The organism is Pseudomonas sp. HP_08, assembly GCF_055284095.1.
Window position 1 is genome coordinate 22,084 of sequence record NZ_JBTOQC010000005.1, and the last position, 17,052, is coordinate 39,135.

A 17,052-nucleotide genomic window follows, 5' to 3' on the forward strand; every position below is an offset into this window, starting at 1 on the left:
GGTCATCAGGCCGAGGGCAGGGCGGCCAGGCACGCGCCGGCCAGGTCGACGACCTTGCCCAGCAGCGCTTCCTGTTCCAGCGAGAAATCGCCGTACTGGGCCAGCGCCATGCAGGTCGACAAGCGCTTGAGGCTTTCCTGATGTTCGGCGGCGCTGAGGTTGGCCTGGCGCAGTTCGGCGGCGCGTTCGGCAAAGAAGTCGGCCGAAGGCTTGCCGGCCTTGTTAAGTGCCTGGATAAGGTTATCCAGCGCGGTCAGCAGTTCGTTCAAAGGCATTACCAGGGGACTCCTGTGGTTTTGACGACCCATGATCGGGGCAAGTTGGTGATGACACCTTGATAGGCGCCACCGGGGTAGCCTGCGCCTTGTGCGGCGGCAGGCCCTTCGCTGACCCAAGTGCCCTTGGGCACATTGAATTCGGACACCTTGGTGATTTCCACTCCCCAGTCGCGATGGATCGCCAGGTCTTTGCGCAGTACATCTTCAGAGCTGTATTTCTGCTTGGTCAGCCACGACACCTTGCGCCCGGTGCGGTTATCCACGCCATGGTACTTGTAGAAGCGTTCGTTGCGGGTCAGCTGACGGTTCTTGTACACGCCGCCGGTGAAGCTGTCGGTGGTGCGCTTGTCATGGGTCGGGCCCGGCGGGCGCTTGCGGCTGCCGGTGCCGCATTTGCTCAGGCCCAGCGGGTCGGCCCACACCAGCGGGTTGGGCGCATAGGCATACAGGTTCAGGCCGCCCGCCAGGCCGATCGGGTCCGGTGTGGTGAAGCGGCCGATATCGGGATCATAGAAGCGCAGGGTGTTGTAGTGCAGGCCGGTTTCGCGGTCCAGGTACTGGCCCTGAAAACGCAGGTTCTGCTCTTCGACGTAATGGGCGACGCGGGTTTCGCGCACCGTGTTGCCCCACACCTGATACTGCGCCTGCCACACCGGCTGGCCGTCGCTGTCGGTGAGCTGCTCGGGCTGGCCATTGAGGTCGTTGTGGTAGTAGCGCACCTTCTGCTGGGCGCCGAGACCATCGACCCGCGCCAGCGGCTCAAAACTGCCCTGGTTGTAGAGGTACAGGCTGGTAACGCTGTTCTTGTGCTCCTGCAACAGGCGCATGCCGTCCCAGACGAAGCGGGTTTCGCCCAGCACCAGGCCGCTTGGGTGCAGCTCGGTCTTGGCGATGCGCCGGCCCAGCGGGTCGTAGCGCATACGCAGGCGCTGGCCGTTGGCATTGCGCACCTCGACCAGACGGCTTTCAGCGTCGTAGGTAAAACGCTGCACGCCATGGCGGGTGCTGCGCTTTTCGATCATCCGGCCGAAGCCGTCGTAGCGATAGCGCTTGTCCTGATACGTCAGCAGCTTGTTATGCCGCACCAGGCCGCCGCTTGGCGGGCTGTCGAGCAGGTTGGCGGCGGCGTCATAAGCGAAGGTTTCGCTCTGGCCAGTCAGGCTGTCCTGGCTGGCGATAATGCGTCCGGTGCTGTCGTAGCCCAGCAGCTGCCGGCCATCACCGGGCGGCTGGCGATCACGCCGGGTCTTGCCGACCAGGTTGTCGATCTGATCGAACTGATAGTCGGTTTCGCCCAGCCCCGGAAGTTGCGCGGGTTGTCGGGTCGGGCGGCGCAAACGGGTGCGCAGCCGGCCGCTGCGGTCGTACTGGCTGCGCGTGCTGATCTGCCCTTGCGTGCGCAGCACCTCGCGGTGCAGGCGGTCGCGCTCGAAGTCGCTGATCACCAGGCCATCGAGGTTGAGCTGGTGCAGGTGGCCGCTGCCGTAATACAGCCGGTTAAGCCAGCGCCCGTCAGGCAGGCAGGTTTGAATCAGGTTGCCCTGTTCGTCATGCCGATGCTGCAGGCGCCCGGCCGCGCTGCGTTCTTCCTGCAACTGGCCGAGTGCGTCATAGGCAAAGTCGAGCTGCTGCCGTTCGCCGTTGCGGTCGGTGAAGCTTGCCGCCGTCAGGTTATCCAGCGCGTCGTACTGGTAGTCGGTGCGTCCGTCGGCGGTGACTTTGGCCAGCAGGCGGCCGACGGCATCGTGTTGCAGTTCATGCACGAGGGGCGCCGGTGGCGTCTCGACCGGCACTGCCACACCCGTGGCCAACGGCGCCGGATGATGCTCGACGCGGGCCAGGTTATCGCCGGCGTCCCAGGCATAGCGGCGGCTGGCGCCGTCCAGGTCCTGCTGCTCGATCAGGCGGTCGGCGGCATCCCAGGCGAAGCGATAGCGCTCGCCGTTTTCGTTGCTCAGCGCCAGCAGCCGCGCATAACTGTCGTAGTCGAACTGCACCTGCCGGCCTTGCGCGTCGATGCGCTGGCGCACCTGGCCACGGCGGTCGTAGCGGTAGCGGGTGGTGTGCCCGGCCGCATCGGTGTGGCCGATCAACTGGCCGAGGCTGTCGCGTTGATAGTGCTCGATACGCCCGTCGGGCAACTCGCTGGACAGCAGCCGGCCTTGCGCATCGTGCTGATACAGCGAGCGTTCGCCCAGCGCGTCGGTGATGCAGCTCAGGTTGCCGCGCCGGTCGTAGGCGTAGTCGGTCGGGTAGCCGGAACAGTCGCTGCGCTGGGTCAACTGGCCGAAGCGGTTCCAGCGCAATTGCTGGCGCTTGCCGGCGGCATCGATGATCTCGACGGTCTGGCCGTGCGCGTCATAGCGGTAGCGGGTGGCATGGCCGAGCGGGTCGGTTTCACGGATGCAGTTGCCGCGCGGGTCATAGCGAAACTGCCAGGTATTGCCGGCCGCATCGGTCTCGCTCAGCGGCAGCGACCAGTGCTCCAGCCACACGGTGGTAGTGCGCCGGCCCAGCGGATCGAGGCTGGCGGTCAGGTTGCCGGCCTCGTCGTAATCGAAGCCGTACTGGCCGCCTTGCGGGTCTGTGGCGCCGATCAGCTGGCGCTCGTCGTCCCAGTCGAAACGCCAGGTCTGGCCGAGGTTGTCACTGTATTCGGTGACCTGATGCTGCGCGTTCCACAGGCGCTGGCTGCTGCGGCCCAGGCCGTCACGCACGGTGGTGCGCCCGGCGTCCAGGTCGTAATCGAAGGCGTATTCGTCGCCGTCGTCGGTCCAGTGCCGCACCACTCGCCATTCGCGGCCGTCGATGTGTGCCCACTCGTAGAAGCAGCGCAGCCCGGTCGGCAACTGATGCTCGACCATGCGCCGCCCGGCGTCATAGGCAAAGCGCCGGCGCACGAGGTTTTCGGCATCGCGCACTTCGCTCAGGTCGCCGCGCTCATCGAACGCATAGTGGTTCAGTACTTCGCGCTGCTGGTCGGGGTAAATCCGTTCGATGCGGCTGACCCGCTGCGGCCATTGCTCGCTGTAGATCAGCTCGACCTGCACCAGGCTGTCGTCGTCGCGCAGGCGCTGCAAACGGCCACGCGCGTCGTAGTCCAGATGAATGCGGTTTTCGTTGCGGTCGCCTTGCTGGGTCAGGCGCAGGTGCCGGGCATCGAGCGGGCTGGGTTCGAACAGGCGGTACAGGCCGTCGTCACTTTCGATCAGCAACTGGCCGTTGCTGTGGCGACGGACGCTCAGGCCTTCGCCGGCGCTGAACACCGCGCCGCCCAGGGGAATGTTGCCCATGTCGATGCGCCGGCCTTGCTCGTCGACATACAGCAGCGACTCGCCGCCGTCGGCATGCGCCTCGATACTTACGCTGACTTCATAGGCCACGCTCCAGCCGGCACCGAACAGCCCGTCGCAGCGTTCGTCGCGGCTGTTGTAGACGCGCTGCCAGTCGATGGGCAACAGCGCCGGCAGCACGAAATCCAGCTCCATCGCCTCGCCCAGCACCTTGGCGCCGGTGGGTGCATGCACCGGGTTGGGCGAGCCGACGATGGCGTGGGTCAGGGCATTGGTGGCCTGGCCGACGACAAAGGCATTGACCCCGCCCAGCAGCATGCACGGCAGGTTGCTGAGGAACTTGCCCTTGCTGCCCTTGAGCATCAGCAGCACGGTGACGGCCAGGCCGATGCCGGGCGTCTTGCCGCTGCGGATCTCGCGCACGGTCAGCGTGCCGCCGCCGATGCGCACGTTCGACGAAATGGGGCCTGCCGACACCACCACCGCTTCGCAGGTGCTGCGGTCGCCGCTGCGCACCGCCGGCTGGCTGTTGATGGTCACCTTGTCCGAGCCTTCGGCCAGGTACTGCGGCGGCATCGGCGGGTGCTTGCTGCACAGCACCAGGTCTTCGGGCAACGGCTGCGCGCCCGGTGCGGGCACGGCGACGGTGGGGCGCCAGACCTGCGAGAAAAAGCTCTTGGCCATGTCGAGGTAACTGGCCTCGTCCTCTTCTCCTTCCTGTTCGCTGACCTGCACACCGGGCGGCACCCAGCCGGCGGCGCGGGCGGCCAGCCGGTTATTGGTCTTGGTGTTCAGCGAGCCGGTGGTGATGGTCGCCTGAATCGTCGGCGGAAACAGGCCATTGCCGATGCCCTCGCATAATCGCGACAGGCCGGTGTCGGCGCCGGTCTTGGCCATCACCACACCGACCACCAGGCCGACCACGGCACCGAGCAGGCACGCGCCGAGGCCGCCGGTGGCGACGGTAATCCCGGTGGCGGCCACGACCGCCGCCGTGGCCAGTGCGCCAATCGCCACGCTGGCGGCGACCTCCAGCACCCCGCCAACGATGTCGGCCATCATCGAGGTGTGCTCAAGACCGTCGCCCAGCCGGGCGGCCCAGATTGCGTCAGACATTCAGGCGGCTCAGGCGCGGGTATCGAAATTCAGCGACTGCTTGATGCTCGCCCAATGCGCCGCTTCTGCAGCGCCCAGCGGCTGTGCCTTGACGTAACTGAGCGCCAGCATGCGCCGCGTACCCGGCAGCACCAGCGCCAGCTGGTACTGCCAGATTTTCTCGTTGCCCTTGCTGAACTGACTGCGCAGCTCGATGGCCTCGACCTCCTGATTCACGCCGACGTGCAGCGTCTGCAACGGCTCGTGGCGCAAGTCCTGAACCTGCTGGCCCAGCCGCTCCAGTTGCGTGTTGAAGTTGCTGTGCAGGGTTTCTGCATCGCCCAGCACACTGCGGCTGACAATCAGCGAAGTGCCCAGGTCGCCGAACTTGAGGATATTGATACTGGCGTCCTGCACCTGAGGATCGGGCAGGGTAAAACTGAACTCATTGAGGCGGTAAGTCATAAAACGATTCCGTATAAGTAGAACACACTGGAGACTTCCCCCCCGGTAGGAGCGCGCTCTGCCCGCGACCGAGTGCGCTAGCGCTCGCAAAATTTTGGACACGCTGAAAATTTACGACTGCTAACGCAGCCGGTCGCCGGCAAGCGGGCTCCTACAGGTCTGTGGTGCTGCGCGGATTACTGCTTGGGAAATATCTGCTGCACCGCCGCATCGATCTCGCCTTTCACGCCCTGGCCCTTGGGTTCGGTGCCCGAGCCGCTACCGTTGTTCAAATGCAGGATTTCGCCGGTGTTGATCTGCGCGGTGCCGCTGGCGTAGATATTGATATTCACCCCGGTCAGGTTGATCTGCCCGCTGGCGTTGAGTTCCAGCACGCTCTTGCCGCACACCAGGCGCAGGTTTTCGCCCACCTCGATCAGGTAGCTGCGGCTGATGGCATCGGTCTTGGTATTGCCCACCAGCAGCAGGTCGTCGTGGTTGACCGCGCGCACCCGGTCCATGCCGATGGTCACGGTTTCGGTGACGCCGATGACCTTGGTGCGGTTCTGCCCGACCGAATGGCTTTCGTCGTTCTCGACGACGATGTCCTGGTTACGCTCGGCATGGATGTACAGCTGCTCCTGACCCTTCTTGTCCTCCATGCGGATTTCATTGAAGTTGGCTGGCGTGCCGCCCTTGCTCGAACGGCTTTTCATGCCGCTTTGCGTTGCATTGGCCGGCAGGTCGTAAGGCACGGTCTGCTCGGCGTTATACACGCGACCGGTGATGATCGGCCGGTCGGGATCACCTTCAAGAAAGCTGACGATCACTTCCTGACCGATGCGCGGCACCTGCATCGAGCCCCAGTTCTTGCCGGCCCACGACTGCGACACGCGAATCCAGCACGAGCTGTTTTCGTTGGACTGGTCATGCCGGTCCCAATAGAAATGCACCTTCACCCGGCCATATTGATCGGTCCAGATCTCCTCGCCGGCAGGGCCCACCACACGCGCGGTTTGCGGTCCCTGAACCAGCGGCTTGGTGGTGCTGGCCAGCGGCTTGAAGCTTTGCTGGGCGTCGATGCAGGTCAGCCCGGCCTCGAACTGCACACCGCCGCCACCGCCGGTTTCCAGGCTTTCCTGGGCCACGTAATAGCGTGCGGCAACGATCAGGTATTCGCGGTTCTGATCCTGACGACCAAAGCCGGTCAGGCTGAACAGATTGCCGGCGCACAGCCCGCGTGCGTTGCCGCTCAGCTCGACCCGTTCATGCAGGCTTTGCAGGGCTTCCAGGCGGGTGCGGGCGTAATGCTCGCCGTCCTGATTCTGCTCATAGGCGCCGGGATAGTCATACAGCGGGTAATCGCCTGCGGTGTGCGGGCGCGGCATGCTCGATCGCACTTCCATGCGCGCACTGGGGCGCTGAAAGTCGTAGTCGTTCAGTTCCAGCGAGCCTGGCTGCACTTCCTGCGCCAGGCGCCAGTCATTGAAATGATCGCGCTCGCGGTGCTGGCCATCGGGCGGGTAATACGGCACCGACTCGTAACCCGGCGCGGTCTGGTGCGCGCCGTAGGCATCGGCCAGCACCAGCACATGGCGGTCCTTTTCGTGGCGGAAAAAATAATAGATGCCTTCGTGTTCCATCAGCCGGCTGACAAAATCCAGGCTGCTTTCACGGTACTGCACGCAGTATTCCCACTCCCGATAAGGACGGCTCAATGCGTCTTCGAAATCGGAAAAACCCAGGTCGCGAAACACCTGCTTGATGATCTGCGGCACGGTCTGGTGCTGAAAGATCCGGCAGTCCGAGGTGCGGCTGAGCAGCCACAGCCAGGGCCGCAAGGTCACCTGATAACTGGCGAACTGGCCACGGTCGACGTTCTGGCTGCAGCGCGCGACGATGCCGTGAAAATGCCGCTGCCCGCCGCCGGCCAGTTGCAGCGACAGGCACATGGGCTTGCCCAGCAACTGGTTAAGGTCCAGCGCGCCGTCGGTGGACGTCAGTTGCAGTTCATAGTTGAACAACCGGCCCAGCTCATCGCCGCCGCCCATATCCTTGAGCAACAACACATCCGGCCCCAAAGGGCTGGTGATTTGCGCCATGCGAGTGAGTTGCTGGAAATTCATGGGTTATCTCGTCGTACAGAACAGTAGGAGCGCGCTTGCCCGCGACCGGCTGCGTTAGCAGTCGTAAATTTGTGGCGTTTCCGAAATTTTGCGAGTGCTCGCGCACTCGGTCGCGGGGCAAGCGCGCTCCTACGGGGGGTCATGTCGGTGCATCGCCGAATTCATATTGGAACTGTCCGTCGCGCTGGCTGATCTTCACGCCCGCCAGCGGCTTGCCGTCGAGCATGCGGGTGAGGAATTCGCGGCTCATGTCCGGCAGCAAGGTGTTGGTCAGGATCGCATCGATCATCCGACCACCGCTTTCGGTTTCGGTGCAGCGCGAGACGATCAGATCGATGACTTCGGCGTCGTATTCGAACGGCACTTTGTGGGTGCTCTCGACACGCTTCTTGATCCGGCCCAGTTGCAACTCGGTAATGGCCTTGAGCATGCTGTCGCTCAGCGGGTAATACGGGATGGTCACCAGGCGGCCGAGCAGCGCCGGCGGGAAGATTTCCAGCAGCGGCTGGCGCAGGGCCTTGGCGATCTCGTCCGGGTCCGGCACGTTGTGCGCGTCCCGGCACAGGTGCGCGATCAGGTCGGTGCCGGCGTTGGTGGTCAGCAGGATCAGGGTGTTCTTGAAGTCGATCACCCGGCCTTCGCCGTCTTCCATCACGCCCTTGTCGAACACCTGGAAGAACATCTCGTGCACATCCGGGTGGGCTTTTTCGACCTCATCCAGCAGCACCACGCTGTACGGTTTGCGCCGCACCGCTTCGGTCAGCACGCCGCCTTCGCCGTAGCCGACATAGCCCGGTGGCGCGCCCTTGAGGGTCGAGACGGTGTGCGCTTCCTGGAACTCGCTCATGTTGATGGTGATGACGTTCTGCTCGCCGCCATACATCGCCTCGGCCAGTGCCAGCGCGGTTTCGGTCTTGCCGACGCCCGAGGTGCCGGCGAGCATGAACACACCGATCGGCTTGCTCGGGTTATCGAGGCCGGCGCGCGAGGTCTGAATGCGCTTGGCGATCATCTTCAGCGCGTGGTCCTGACCGATGATGCGCTTGCTCAAATGCCGGTCGAGGTTGAGCACGGTTTCCAGCTCGTTGCGCGCCATGCGCCCGACCGGAATACCGGTCCAGTCGGCGACCACCGAGGCCACCGCCTGGTAGTCCACGGTCGGCAGGATCAGCGGCGTTTCGCCTTGCAGCTCGCTCAGTTGTTGTTGCAATTCGACCAGGCGGATACGCAGTTCGTGGGCACTGCTGTCATCAATGTCGCTGTCCACCACGCCGACGCTTTCACGCAATTGCGCGCGCAGTTTGAGCAGCTCGTCGACCAGTGCCTTTTCATCGGCCCAGCGCACTTCCAGCCCGGTCAGGCGCTCCTGTTCGGTGTCCAGCAGTGCCTGCGCACTGCCCTGGCGGGTGCCGGTGTGTACGCCGATGGCGTGTTCGCGGGCGATGATCTGCAACTCGGTTTGCAGCGCTTCGATGCGCCGGCGGCTGTCGTCGACTTCGGCCGGCACCGCGTGCAGGCTGATAGCAACCCGCGCGCAGGCGGTGTCGAGCAGGCTGACGGATTTGTCCGGCAACTGCCGCGCCGGAATATAGCGGTGCGACAGTTTCACCGAGGCTTCCAGCGCCTCGTCGAGAATCTGCACCTGATGGTGCTGTTCCATGGTCGAGGCCACGCCGCGCATCATCAGCAGCGCCTTGTCTTCGGAGGGCTCATCGACCTGCACCACCTGAAAGCGCCGGGTCAGTGCCGGGTCTTTCTCGATGTGTTTCTTGTACTCGGCCCAGGTGGTCGCCGCGACAGTGCGCAGGCTGCCGCGTGCCAGTGCCGGCTTCAGCAGGTTGGCCGCGTCACCGGTGCCCGCCGCGCCGCCAGCACCGACCAGCGTGTGGGCTTCGTCGATAAACAGGATGATCGGTTTGGGCGAGGCCTGAACGTCTTCGATGACCTGGCGCAGGCGCTGCTCGAACTCGCCTTTCATGCTCGCGCCGGCCTGCAACAGGCCGACATCGAGGCTGCGCAGTTCGACGTCCTTGAGCGCCGGCGGCACATCGCCGGCGACGATGCGCAGGGCAAAACCTTCGACCACTGCGGTCTTGCCGACCCCGGCCTCACCGGTGAGGATCGGGTTGTTCTGCCGGCGGCGCATGAGGATATCCACCAGCTGGCGGATCTCTTCGTCGCGGCCGACAATCGGGTCGAGCTCGCCGTTGCGCGCCTGGGCGGTCAGGTCGATGGTGAATTTGTTCAGCGCTTCCTGCTTGCCCAGTGCGCTGGGCGCAATGGCGCCGCTGGCTTCACCGGGCACGCCGGCGCTGAAACCGTCGGTGGCGTGCAGGGCGTTTTCCGGCGAGTCACCGACGTACTCGTCGAAGCGCTCGGTCAGGCTTTCAATCTTGAGTTTGCCGAACTCCGCCGACAGGCCGAGCAGGGCATTGCGCAGGCTCGGGGTCTTGAGAATGCCGATCAGCAGATAGCCGGTGCGCACCTGGTTTTCGCCGAACATCAGGCTGCCGTAGACCCAGCCGCGTTCTACCGCCTCTTCGACGTGCGACGACAGGTCGGTGATCGAGGTCGAGCCGCGCGGCAGGCGGTCCAGCGCCTCGGTCAGGTCACCGGCCAGGCGTGCAGGCTCGACGTTGAACTGGCGGATGATGCGGTGCAGGTCCGAGTCCTGAAGTTGCAGCAACTGGTGCAGCCAGTGCGCCAGTTCGACATACGGATTGCCGCGCAGCTTGCAGAACACCGTGGCCGCTTCGATAGCCTTGTAGGCCACGCTGTTGAGTTTGCCGAACAACGCGGCACGACTGATTTCACTCATTTAACTGGCTCCTTGAAGTGTGTGTCGAACCGGCTTGCTCGGCATAATGCCGAGCCAGAATCAGCTCGTCGGCATCGGTGTCGCGCTGGCCCAGCCAGGTGTTGAAGCCCAGGCGCTGGCGGCCGTTGAGTTGCAGGCGCGGCACCTGCGGCTGTTCCAGCACCAGGTTCAGGTCCCAGTCCAGCTCGTGGCCCAGGTACTCGGCGACCCAGGCCACCAGCTCACGAAATGGCTGGCCGTCGGGCAACATGCCCATGTATTCGTCGAGCTTCAGCGGTCCCAGGCGAATGCGGAATTTGTGCTGGCGGTCCCAGACATGGCTGCCCAGGCACAGGTCGACGCCGAGCCGGTTGGCACTGACTCCGACGCGGCTGCGCTCGGGCAATTCCAGCCACTGGCCGACGTATTCCTCGATGTGTACCGGCAGGCCGAAGTACTCGCCCAGAATCGCTTTCAGGCCATCGGGATAACGGGTCTGCGCCGCCAGATGACCGCTGTAATGCAATTTGGCGGTGCCCGGCAGCTCGCCCTGATCCAGCTGTCCGGGCAGGCCACGGCCACACAGGGCGGCGAGGCGCCCGGACCAGTAATCGTCGCCTGTGCGGTCATGGCTGACGGTCGGCCGTGCTTCGGCCCAGGCGCGATAAAACAGGCTGAGCAAGCGGTGGTGGAACACATCCAGAAAGCGCTTGCTGGTGCCGTCGGCGTGGTTGCGCTGGCGCTCGCGCACGTACTCGGTCAGGTGCAGCGGCAGCGGCCCGTTGGGTCCGCCAAGGCCGAAAAACAACTGCTCAAGACGCGCCGCCGTGTCGTCGTCGCCCGGCGTTACGCTGGCCAGGGTCGAGGGCGCAAAGGCGCTGTCCTGACGCTGGCCGAGGCGCACCGGGTCGTCGCTCAGGCGCAGCGAATGGCCGAAGCGCGGCAGGTCGGGGTTCTCGCATTCGATACGCCGCAGGGCCTGGAAGAAGTCGTACTCCCAGGGCTGCGTGTGCATGTCGTCGAGCGTACTCACAGGGTCGGACGCCGGCCGGGTTGAGCTTTGAAGCGCATGATCTCGCCCCGTTCGGTGCTGCGCAGGACGGTTTCGGTAAAGCTGTTGATCGACACATAGCGGCTCAGGAAGCGCTCGAACACGGCGCCGAGCAGAAACACGCCGCTGCCGCGAAAGGCGTTTTCATCGAACTCCAGGGTGATTTCCAGGCCGCGCCCGAAGACGATCGGGCCGGGCATCGGCAGCCGTCGCGTGCACGGTTTGCTGCTGACTTCGCGCAGGCCCTCGATCTGCAATTGCAGCGCGGCATCCTGATCGTCGCCATACAAACGCAGCAGCTCGCGCAGGGCCGCGGCGCCCTGGCCTTGTTCGCTGAGCGACAGGTAGTTGAGCGACAGCTGGCTGATCAGCCGCCAGGCCTTGTTGTCGTGGGCATGGCTGGCGCGCGGGCGGCTGGGACCGGCCAGGCAACGAATGCTCTGCACCGGCGCGCTGTCGGCGAGGGTGAAATCGCTGCCGCCGCCCAGGCGCATGAACAGCGGCAGGTCACGGTTGGTGCACAAGGCGGTCAGGCCCAGCTGGCGCAGGTCATGGCCATACGGCGCCTGCTGGCTGTCGACCAGGCTGATAAAGGTTTCGCTGCCCACATAAGTCGAGCGCGTGCCGCTGCGCCGCTGTTCGCTGGATAGCACGCGCGGCTCGCGGCGCAGGCTGTAATAGGCCTTGTCGCGGCCATAGCGCGACGGCTCGCGCACCGCATAGAACGGCAAAAACGGCTGGTCGGCGCCGGTGCCGAAACCGGTGACGCCGGTCAGCGAATGAATCTCGAAATCCATCGGCCGGGTACGGTCGGCAATCGCATGGTGCTCATGCACCCGGTCAGACAAATGAATGCGGTCCAGGCGCTTGGGAAACAGATTGATCGCCGGCGTGCAGTAGGGCACGAACTGCTCAGGGCCAACGCTGTTTTCCAGGCTCTGGTCGAAGCGCTCCAGCAGCACGATCAGCTCCAGTTCCTGGCCGTTGCAACGGCTGACGGCGCGCTCCAGGCCGCTGAAATCGACGAACAGAAAACGCTGCGGCAAGGCGAAGTATTCCTGCAACAGGCGATAGCCCTGAAACGCCTGCGGCACCACGGGCAACGCCGCTTCGCGGTCATCGAAGCCGCACGGGCGCAATGCCTCGACCGGCAGGCGCTCGACCCAGTCGCTGCCCGGCTGGCGGGCAAACACCGCGCAGGTATTGGCCAGCAATTGCTCGTAAAGCCGATACGGCAGTTCGTCCGCGCCATTGAGGTACAGCGGCAAGTTGCTCAGTGCCAGGCTGTTGAACGGCAACTCGGCGCCGGTGCGCAGGGTGAGGCGCAGCGCCGCCTTGGCCTTGGGTTCGCTGGCCGCCAGGCGCCCGAGCACGGTGGCCGGGTTGCCGAAATACTCGGCCTGGCTGACTTGCACCGGCCACAACGTGACGTCCTGGGTGCTGCGGTATTCGCACGAGGTCTGCGAGTCGCGGCCTAACGCTGCGCGCAGCACGCTACCGCGTGGCAACGGAAAGCCGTCGGCCAGCGAGCCTTCGTCCGGGTCGGCCTGCATCTGCACCACGGTCATCGACGGCGTGGGCGCCAGGTAGTGCGGGTAGGCGACCTCCAGCAGGTTATGGGTGAAGGTCGGGTATTCGGCTTCCAGCTTGAGCTGCACGCGGGCGGTCAGGTAAGCGAAGCCTTCCAGCAGGCGCTCGACATACGGGTCGGCGCAATCGAGCCCCGACAGCGTCAGGCGCCCGGCGATTTTCGGGTACTCGCGGGCAAACTCCTGAGCGCTCTCGCGGATGTGCTGTAACTCCTGGTTATACAGCCCGAGCAGGCGCGGATTCATGCACGTCTCCGTTGTTCGGCCGGCAGCACCTTTACATGCCCCGACTCAAGGTCCAGCTCGGTGCGCAGCAACAGCGGCAACGCCACCGGCTGCGCCCACAAGTCGCCCTGAATCTCGAAACTCAGCGCGTTATGGTTCATTTGCTCATGCCCCACATGCGCACGAACCCGCACGGTGTGCGCCAGCAGGCGCGGCTCGAAGGTAGTGATCGCCCGATGGATAAGGCTTTCGAGCACCGCGATATCGATCCCCGACACACTGCTGCCGGCCAGCGCCGGCAGGCCGTAATTGACCACCGACGTACCGGCTGGCGTGTGCAGCGTGGCATCGGCGTCCAGCAAGGAGGTGGTGTTGAGCAGCCAGGTCAGGTCGCGCAACACAGACGCCTTGAGCTGGTTCAGCGACAGCACGCGCTTGTCGGCGCTTTCCTGAAGATTGCCGGGGTCGTCGTCGGTCAGGCGGTCGAGCAGGGAAGGCTGCAGCCGCTCGCGCGGGGTCATGTTGGTCACCAGTCGAAATTCCAGATCAAGGCTTTCTGATCCCAGTGAGCAGGACCGCATCCGGCAACTCGACTGACAGGGGAAATCTCAAGTTTCCCTTTGTACAGTCGAACCGATTGAAGGTCGGTTGCGCAATCTTGGCTCGGTGCCGGCAGCGGTTCGCTGCGTTCGACCATAACGACCAGCGCCTTGCGGTAATCCTCTATTCGCACTTTTTTCTGTAGGTCTTCACTGAAGCGACAAGGCCACTTCATATCCAGCGTCACAGCTACATTGTCGGCGTGAGTAAGGGTGCAACGTCCTTGCTGATTGCTCAAACTGATTGTCTGGTCTGCGAGCCGGGCTTGGGTCAAACCTGTGGCCGTTCTTTCAGGTTGTGCGGCCTGTGCGTCAAATGTCATCAGGCAGGCAGCAAGCCAAATGATCAGGGAAGGCTGCGAACGCTGGCGCGGGGTCATGTTGGTCATGGTCAGGCTTACCAATCGAACATGGCAGTGTAGTCTTTCTGATCACCGACACTTCGCAGGCAACTTGCGCTCTCGGCCATGACCGAGGGCTCCAACTGCCCCTTGATCAGGCGTATGGCCTTGTATTGCGAGCGGCATTCCAGCGGATTATCGGCTGTCGGCGTCACGTGCAGCACCATGACGATAGGCACATTCTGAAAGGTCTCGACATGCGCCTGTCCCGCTTTGCCGATGCTGAAATGACAGGGCCAGGGCATGTCCAGTGGCAGGGTGCTGCGATCAGGTTTGCGCAGTACACACTGTTGCTGATCGTTTTCCAGCTGGAATGTCTGACCCGCCAGGTTCACCTGTTCCGGGAAACTGGCTGGCGCGGTCGAAGGCTGCGAGGTTTCGGCGCAGGCGCACAGGCTTACCAGCATGCTGCCCAGCGCTACAGAGGTTCGCAGGTGCTTGTTCATGGCAACTCCCAGAACCAGATCTGTTTGGCCATGTGCCTTGGATCGGCATAACGGCCTGCTGTGATGCCACGCTTCCATAGATCGATGTGGTCACCGGTGCGCGCATCCAGCGCTTGTCCTGCCTGTTGGAAGCAGTCCTTGAAAAATATCAGCCCGGTCTTGTCGGCCAGCTTGAGGCGATCTTGTGCAGTACCACCGAGAATGAGCGGGCGGCCGAGGTGATGTTTCCACAGCCAGTTGGCCAGCGACTCTGCGCCACGAGCGTGGTCATGCGCGCATTTGGGTTCGGTATAGGTGGATTTGTTGACCTTGATGGTCTTGTCAGCATTGAGCGTGTAGCTCATGCGCAGGGCACATTGGTTCGCCCACGGACCGTCACAGATTTTTCCGTCAGGGTGCTCGGCCCAGATCTTGAGGTATTCATTCCACAAATTGATAAACGAAGGTTTGGCCATCTTTGTGTCTCCTTACCGCCTGCCGCGCAGGCATCCTGATGCCAATTACCCCCGGCCTGTGCGGCCGGGGGCGCCAACACTCAGCGTTTGGTATTGGAGCGGATGTTCCAGCCGTACTTGATCGGGCCGCCTTCCTTGCTGCCGTCGGCTTTCTGCGGTTGGTAATCGACCGTGACCTGGGCGAAGTTCAGGGTCACGTTTTCGATCAGGCGATCATCGTTGCCCGAACCGCCGGTGCTCAGCGAGGTGACCAGCACTTCTTCGAGGTTGATGATCAGGTACTCGACCTGATTGTCGCCACCGGCCTTGCGCACGGTCAGGGTGACCTTGTCGATGTGCTTGCCGTTGGAGCAATGCATCATCAGGTTGGGGGTCGCCTTGTCGACGAACTTGGTCAGCGACAGGTCCTGGATATTGACCTTGCCAGCACCGCCACCGGTGCCCATGTGCATGTTGCCGGACTGGGACATGCCCCAGCTCCAGTTCAGCACTTCGATCTCGTCCTTGTGGGTCTTGTCTACCGACTCGCCCTTGATGTCACCGATCTTGATGAAGATATCGACAGCCATGTTTTCTCCTGAGGTGGCGTGGGGCCACTGAGTGGTGTATGCGACTGAAACCCGGACCCGTAGGAGCGAGCGCAAGCTCGCGAATGCTGCGGCACACTCACCGCAGAGGGTTTGTTTTTACTGGCCTCTTCGCGAGCTACACGCTCGCTCCTACGGGGTTTGTTCCATACGTCGTTTAGCGGTCAGGCGCCTTTTGCCGAGGGCAATTTGGATACCAGACGCAGCGACACGGTCAGTCCTTCAAGCTGGTAATGCGGGCGCAGGAAGAACTTCGAGGTGTAGTAGCCCGGGTTGCCTTCGACGTCCTCGACCACCACTTCGGCCGCTGCCAGCGGGTGCTGGGCCTTGGTGGTTTCGGTGGAGTGCGCAGGATCGCCGTCGACATAGTTGAGGATCCAGTTCTGCAGCCAGCGCTGCATTTCGTCCTTCTCTTTGAACGAGCCGATCTTGTCGCGCACGATGCACTTGAGGTAATGCGCGAAGCGGCAGGTGGCGAACAGGTACGGCAGGCGCGCGGCCAGGTTGGCGTTGGCGGTAGCGTCCGGGTCATCGTATTCGGCAGGCTTTTGCAGCGACTGGGCACCGATGAACGCCGCAAAGTCGGTGTTCTTCTTGTGCAGCAGCGGCATGAAGCCGTTCTTGGCCAGTTCCGCTTCACGGCGGTCGGAGATGGCGATTTCGGTCGGGCACTTCATGTCCACGCCGCCATCGTCGGTCGGGAAAGTGTGTGCCGGCAGATTTTCCACCTCGCCACCCGATTCCACGCCGCGAATCCGCGAGCACCAGCCGTAGTGTTTGAACGAACGGTTGATGTTCACGCCCATCGCGTACGCCGCGTTGGCCCAGGTGTACTTGGCGCTGTCGGCACCGTCGGTGTTCTCTTCGAAGGCGAAGGCTTCAACCGGGTCGGTCTTGGCACCGTATGGCAGGCGCGCCAGGAAGCGCGGCATGGTCAGGCCGATGTAGCGCGCGTCTTCGGACTCACGCAGCGAGCGCCAGCCGGCGTATTCCGGGGTGGTGAAGATCTTGGTCAGGTCGCGCGGGTTGGACAGCTCCTGCCACGAACCCATGCCCATCACCGTCGGGGATGCGGCAGAAATGAACGGCGCGTGCATGGCCGCGCAGACTTTCGACAGCTCGCCCAGCAGCTCGACATCCGGTGGCGACTGGTCGAAGTAGTAGTCGCCGATCAGGCAGCCATACGGCTCGCCGCCGAACTGGCCGTACTCTTCCTCGTACATTTTCTTGAACAGCGGGCTCTGGTCCCAGGCCGTGCCCTTGAACTTCTTCAGGGTCTTGTGCAGCTCCGGCTTGGAGATGTTCAGCACGCGAATCTTCAGTTGCTCGTCGGTCTCGGTGTTGTTGACCAGATAGTGCAAGCCCCGCCAGGCGCTTTCGACCTGCTGGAATTCGGGGTGGTGGATGATCTGGTTGACCTGGGCGGTGAGCTTGGCGTCGATCGCGGCGATGATCGATTCGATCGACTTGATCGCGTCGTTGGACACCAGATCGGTCTGCGCCAGGGCTTGTTCAGCCAGGGTACGCACCGCGGTCTCGACCGCTTCGCGAGCGCGTTCGGTCTTGGGTTTGAATTCTTGCAGCAGCAGCGAGGCGAACTCGTTGGTCTGTTCTACGGTGCCCGCCTGGGCCTGATTGTCACGCAGCAAATCGGTCATGATGATCG

Annotated in this window: 13 protein-coding genes; all 13 read right to left on the reverse strand. The window is 63.5% G+C overall.

The annotated features are described in order from the left end of the window. Window positions 1-5: 5 nt before the first annotated feature. On the reverse strand, window positions 6-275 hold the full coding sequence (locus ACYAS9_RS06145; protein WP_463567437.1) for a hypothetical protein: 270 nt from the start codon (window positions 273-275) through the stop codon (window positions 6-8). Continuing rightward, window positions 275-4,687, reverse strand: a complete 4,413-nt coding sequence (locus ACYAS9_RS06150; RefSeq protein ID WP_463567438.1) for an RHS repeat-associated core domain-containing protein — start codon at window positions 4,685-4,687, stop codon at window positions 275-277. Before ACYAS9_RS06150 ends, ACYAS9_RS06145 begins: the two co-directional genes overlap by 1 nt. 9 nt (window positions 4,688-4,696) lie before the next feature. After that, entirely contained in the window at window positions 4,697-5,131 is a 435-nt protein-coding gene (locus ACYAS9_RS06155) for a DcrB-related protein (RefSeq protein ID WP_463567439.1), read from the reverse strand. 176 nt (window positions 5,132-5,307) lie between these two features. Continuing rightward, window positions 5,308-7,236, reverse strand: a complete 1,929-nt coding sequence (locus ACYAS9_RS06160) for a type VI secretion system Vgr family protein (protein ID WP_463567440.1) — start codon at window positions 7,234-7,236, stop codon at window positions 5,308-5,310. Between the two features lie 139 nt (window positions 7,237-7,375). Beyond that, window positions 7,376-10,054, reverse strand: coding sequence for a type VI secretion system ATPase TssH (gene tssH / locus ACYAS9_RS06165; protein ID WP_463567441.1), 2,679 nt, complete (start codon window positions 10,052-10,054; stop codon window positions 7,376-7,378). Next, the gene (tssG, locus tag ACYAS9_RS06170; RefSeq protein WP_463567582.1) at window positions 10,047-11,048 is read right to left on the reverse strand and encodes a type VI secretion system baseplate subunit TssG; all 1,002 of its coding nucleotides are present in this window, start codon (window positions 11,046-11,048) and stop codon (window positions 10,047-10,049) included. The genes tssH and tssG overlap by 8 nt, the downstream gene beginning before the upstream one ends. A gap of 14 nt (window positions 11,049-11,062) precedes the next feature. Next, window positions 11,063-12,919, reverse strand: a complete 1,857-nt coding sequence (tssF, locus tag ACYAS9_RS06175; protein WP_463567442.1) for a type VI secretion system baseplate subunit TssF — start codon at window positions 12,917-12,919, stop codon at window positions 11,063-11,065. Further along, window positions 12,916-13,419: a type VI secretion system baseplate subunit TssE gene (gene tssE / locus ACYAS9_RS06180; RefSeq protein ID WP_463567583.1), complete on the reverse strand. Its 504-nt coding sequence runs from the start codon at window positions 13,417-13,419 to the stop codon at window positions 12,916-12,918. The genes tssF and tssE overlap by 4 nt, the downstream gene beginning before the upstream one ends. A 5-nt stretch (window positions 13,420-13,424) precedes the next feature. Next, complete coding sequence (locus tag ACYAS9_RS06185; RefSeq protein WP_463567443.1) at window positions 13,425-13,886, reverse strand: hypothetical protein; 462 nt, start codon at window positions 13,884-13,886, stop codon at window positions 13,425-13,427. An 8-nt stretch (window positions 13,887-13,894) separates the two neighbouring features. After that, window positions 13,895-14,344: a hypothetical protein gene (locus ACYAS9_RS06190; RefSeq protein WP_463567444.1), complete on the reverse strand. Its 450-nt coding sequence runs from the start codon at window positions 14,342-14,344 to the stop codon at window positions 13,895-13,897. Continuing rightward, window positions 14,341-14,799, reverse strand: a complete 459-nt coding sequence (locus ACYAS9_RS06195; RefSeq protein ID WP_463567445.1) for a type VI secretion system amidase effector protein Tae4 — start codon at window positions 14,797-14,799, stop codon at window positions 14,341-14,343. The genes ACYAS9_RS06190 and ACYAS9_RS06195 overlap by 4 nt, the downstream gene beginning before the upstream one ends. An 80-nt stretch (window positions 14,800-14,879) precedes the next feature. Beyond that, entirely contained in the window at window positions 14,880-15,368 is a 489-nt protein-coding gene (locus tag ACYAS9_RS06200) for an Hcp family type VI secretion system effector (RefSeq protein ID WP_463567446.1), read from the reverse strand. 182 nt (window positions 15,369-15,550) lie between these two features. Then, entirely contained in the window at window positions 15,551-17,044 is a 1,494-nt protein-coding gene (gene tssC / locus ACYAS9_RS06205; protein WP_459749962.1) for a type VI secretion system contractile sheath large subunit, read from the reverse strand. Between the last annotated feature and the right edge of the window lie 8 nt (window positions 17,045-17,052).

Bases quoted from the DNA above. Each gene is read 5' to 3' on its own strand.
- ACYAS9_RS06145 (WP_463567437.1), bottom strand. From the start codon at position 275: ATGCCTTTGAACGAACTGCTGACCGCGCTGGATAACCTTATCCAGGCA.
- ACYAS9_RS06150 (WP_463567438.1), bottom strand. From the start codon at position 4,687: ATGTCTGACGCAATCTGGGCCGCCCGGCTGGGCGACGGTCTTGAGCAC.
- ACYAS9_RS06155 (WP_463567439.1), bottom strand. From the start codon at position 5,131: ATGACTTACCGCCTCAATGAGTTCAGTTTTACCCTGCCCGATCCTCAG.
- ACYAS9_RS06160 (WP_463567440.1), bottom strand. From the start codon at position 7,236: ATGAATTTCCAGCAACTCACTCGCATGGCGCAAATCACCAGCCCTTTG.
- tssH (WP_463567441.1), bottom strand. From the start codon at position 10,054: ATGAGTGAAATCAGTCGTGCCGCGTTGTTCGGCAAACTCAACAGCGTG.
- tssG (WP_463567582.1), bottom strand. From the start codon at position 11,048: ATGCACACGCAGCCCTGGGAGTACGACTTCTTCCAGGCCCTGCGGCGT.
- tssF (WP_463567442.1), bottom strand. From the start codon at position 12,919: ATGAATCCGCGCCTGCTCGGGCTGTATAACCAGGAGTTACAGCACATC.
- tssE (WP_463567583.1), bottom strand. From the start codon at position 13,419: ATGACCCCGCGCGAGCGGCTGCAGCCTTCCCTGCTCGACCGCCTGACC.
- ACYAS9_RS06185 (WP_463567443.1), bottom strand. From the start codon at position 13,886: ATGACCAACATGACCCCGCGCCAGCGTTCGCAGCCTTCCCTGATCATT.
- ACYAS9_RS06190 (WP_463567444.1), bottom strand. From the start codon at position 14,344: ATGAACAAGCACCTGCGAACCTCTGTAGCGCTGGGCAGCATGCTGGTA.
- ACYAS9_RS06195 (WP_463567445.1), bottom strand. From the start codon at position 14,799: ATGGCCAAACCTTCGTTTATCAATTTGTGGAATGAATACCTCAAGATC.
- ACYAS9_RS06200 (WP_463567446.1), bottom strand. From the start codon at position 15,368: ATGGCTGTCGATATCTTCATCAAGATCGGTGACATCAAGGGCGAGTCG.
- tssC (WP_459749962.1), bottom strand. From the start codon at position 17,044: ATGACCGATTTGCTGCGTGACAATCAGGCCCAGGCGGGCACCGTAGAA.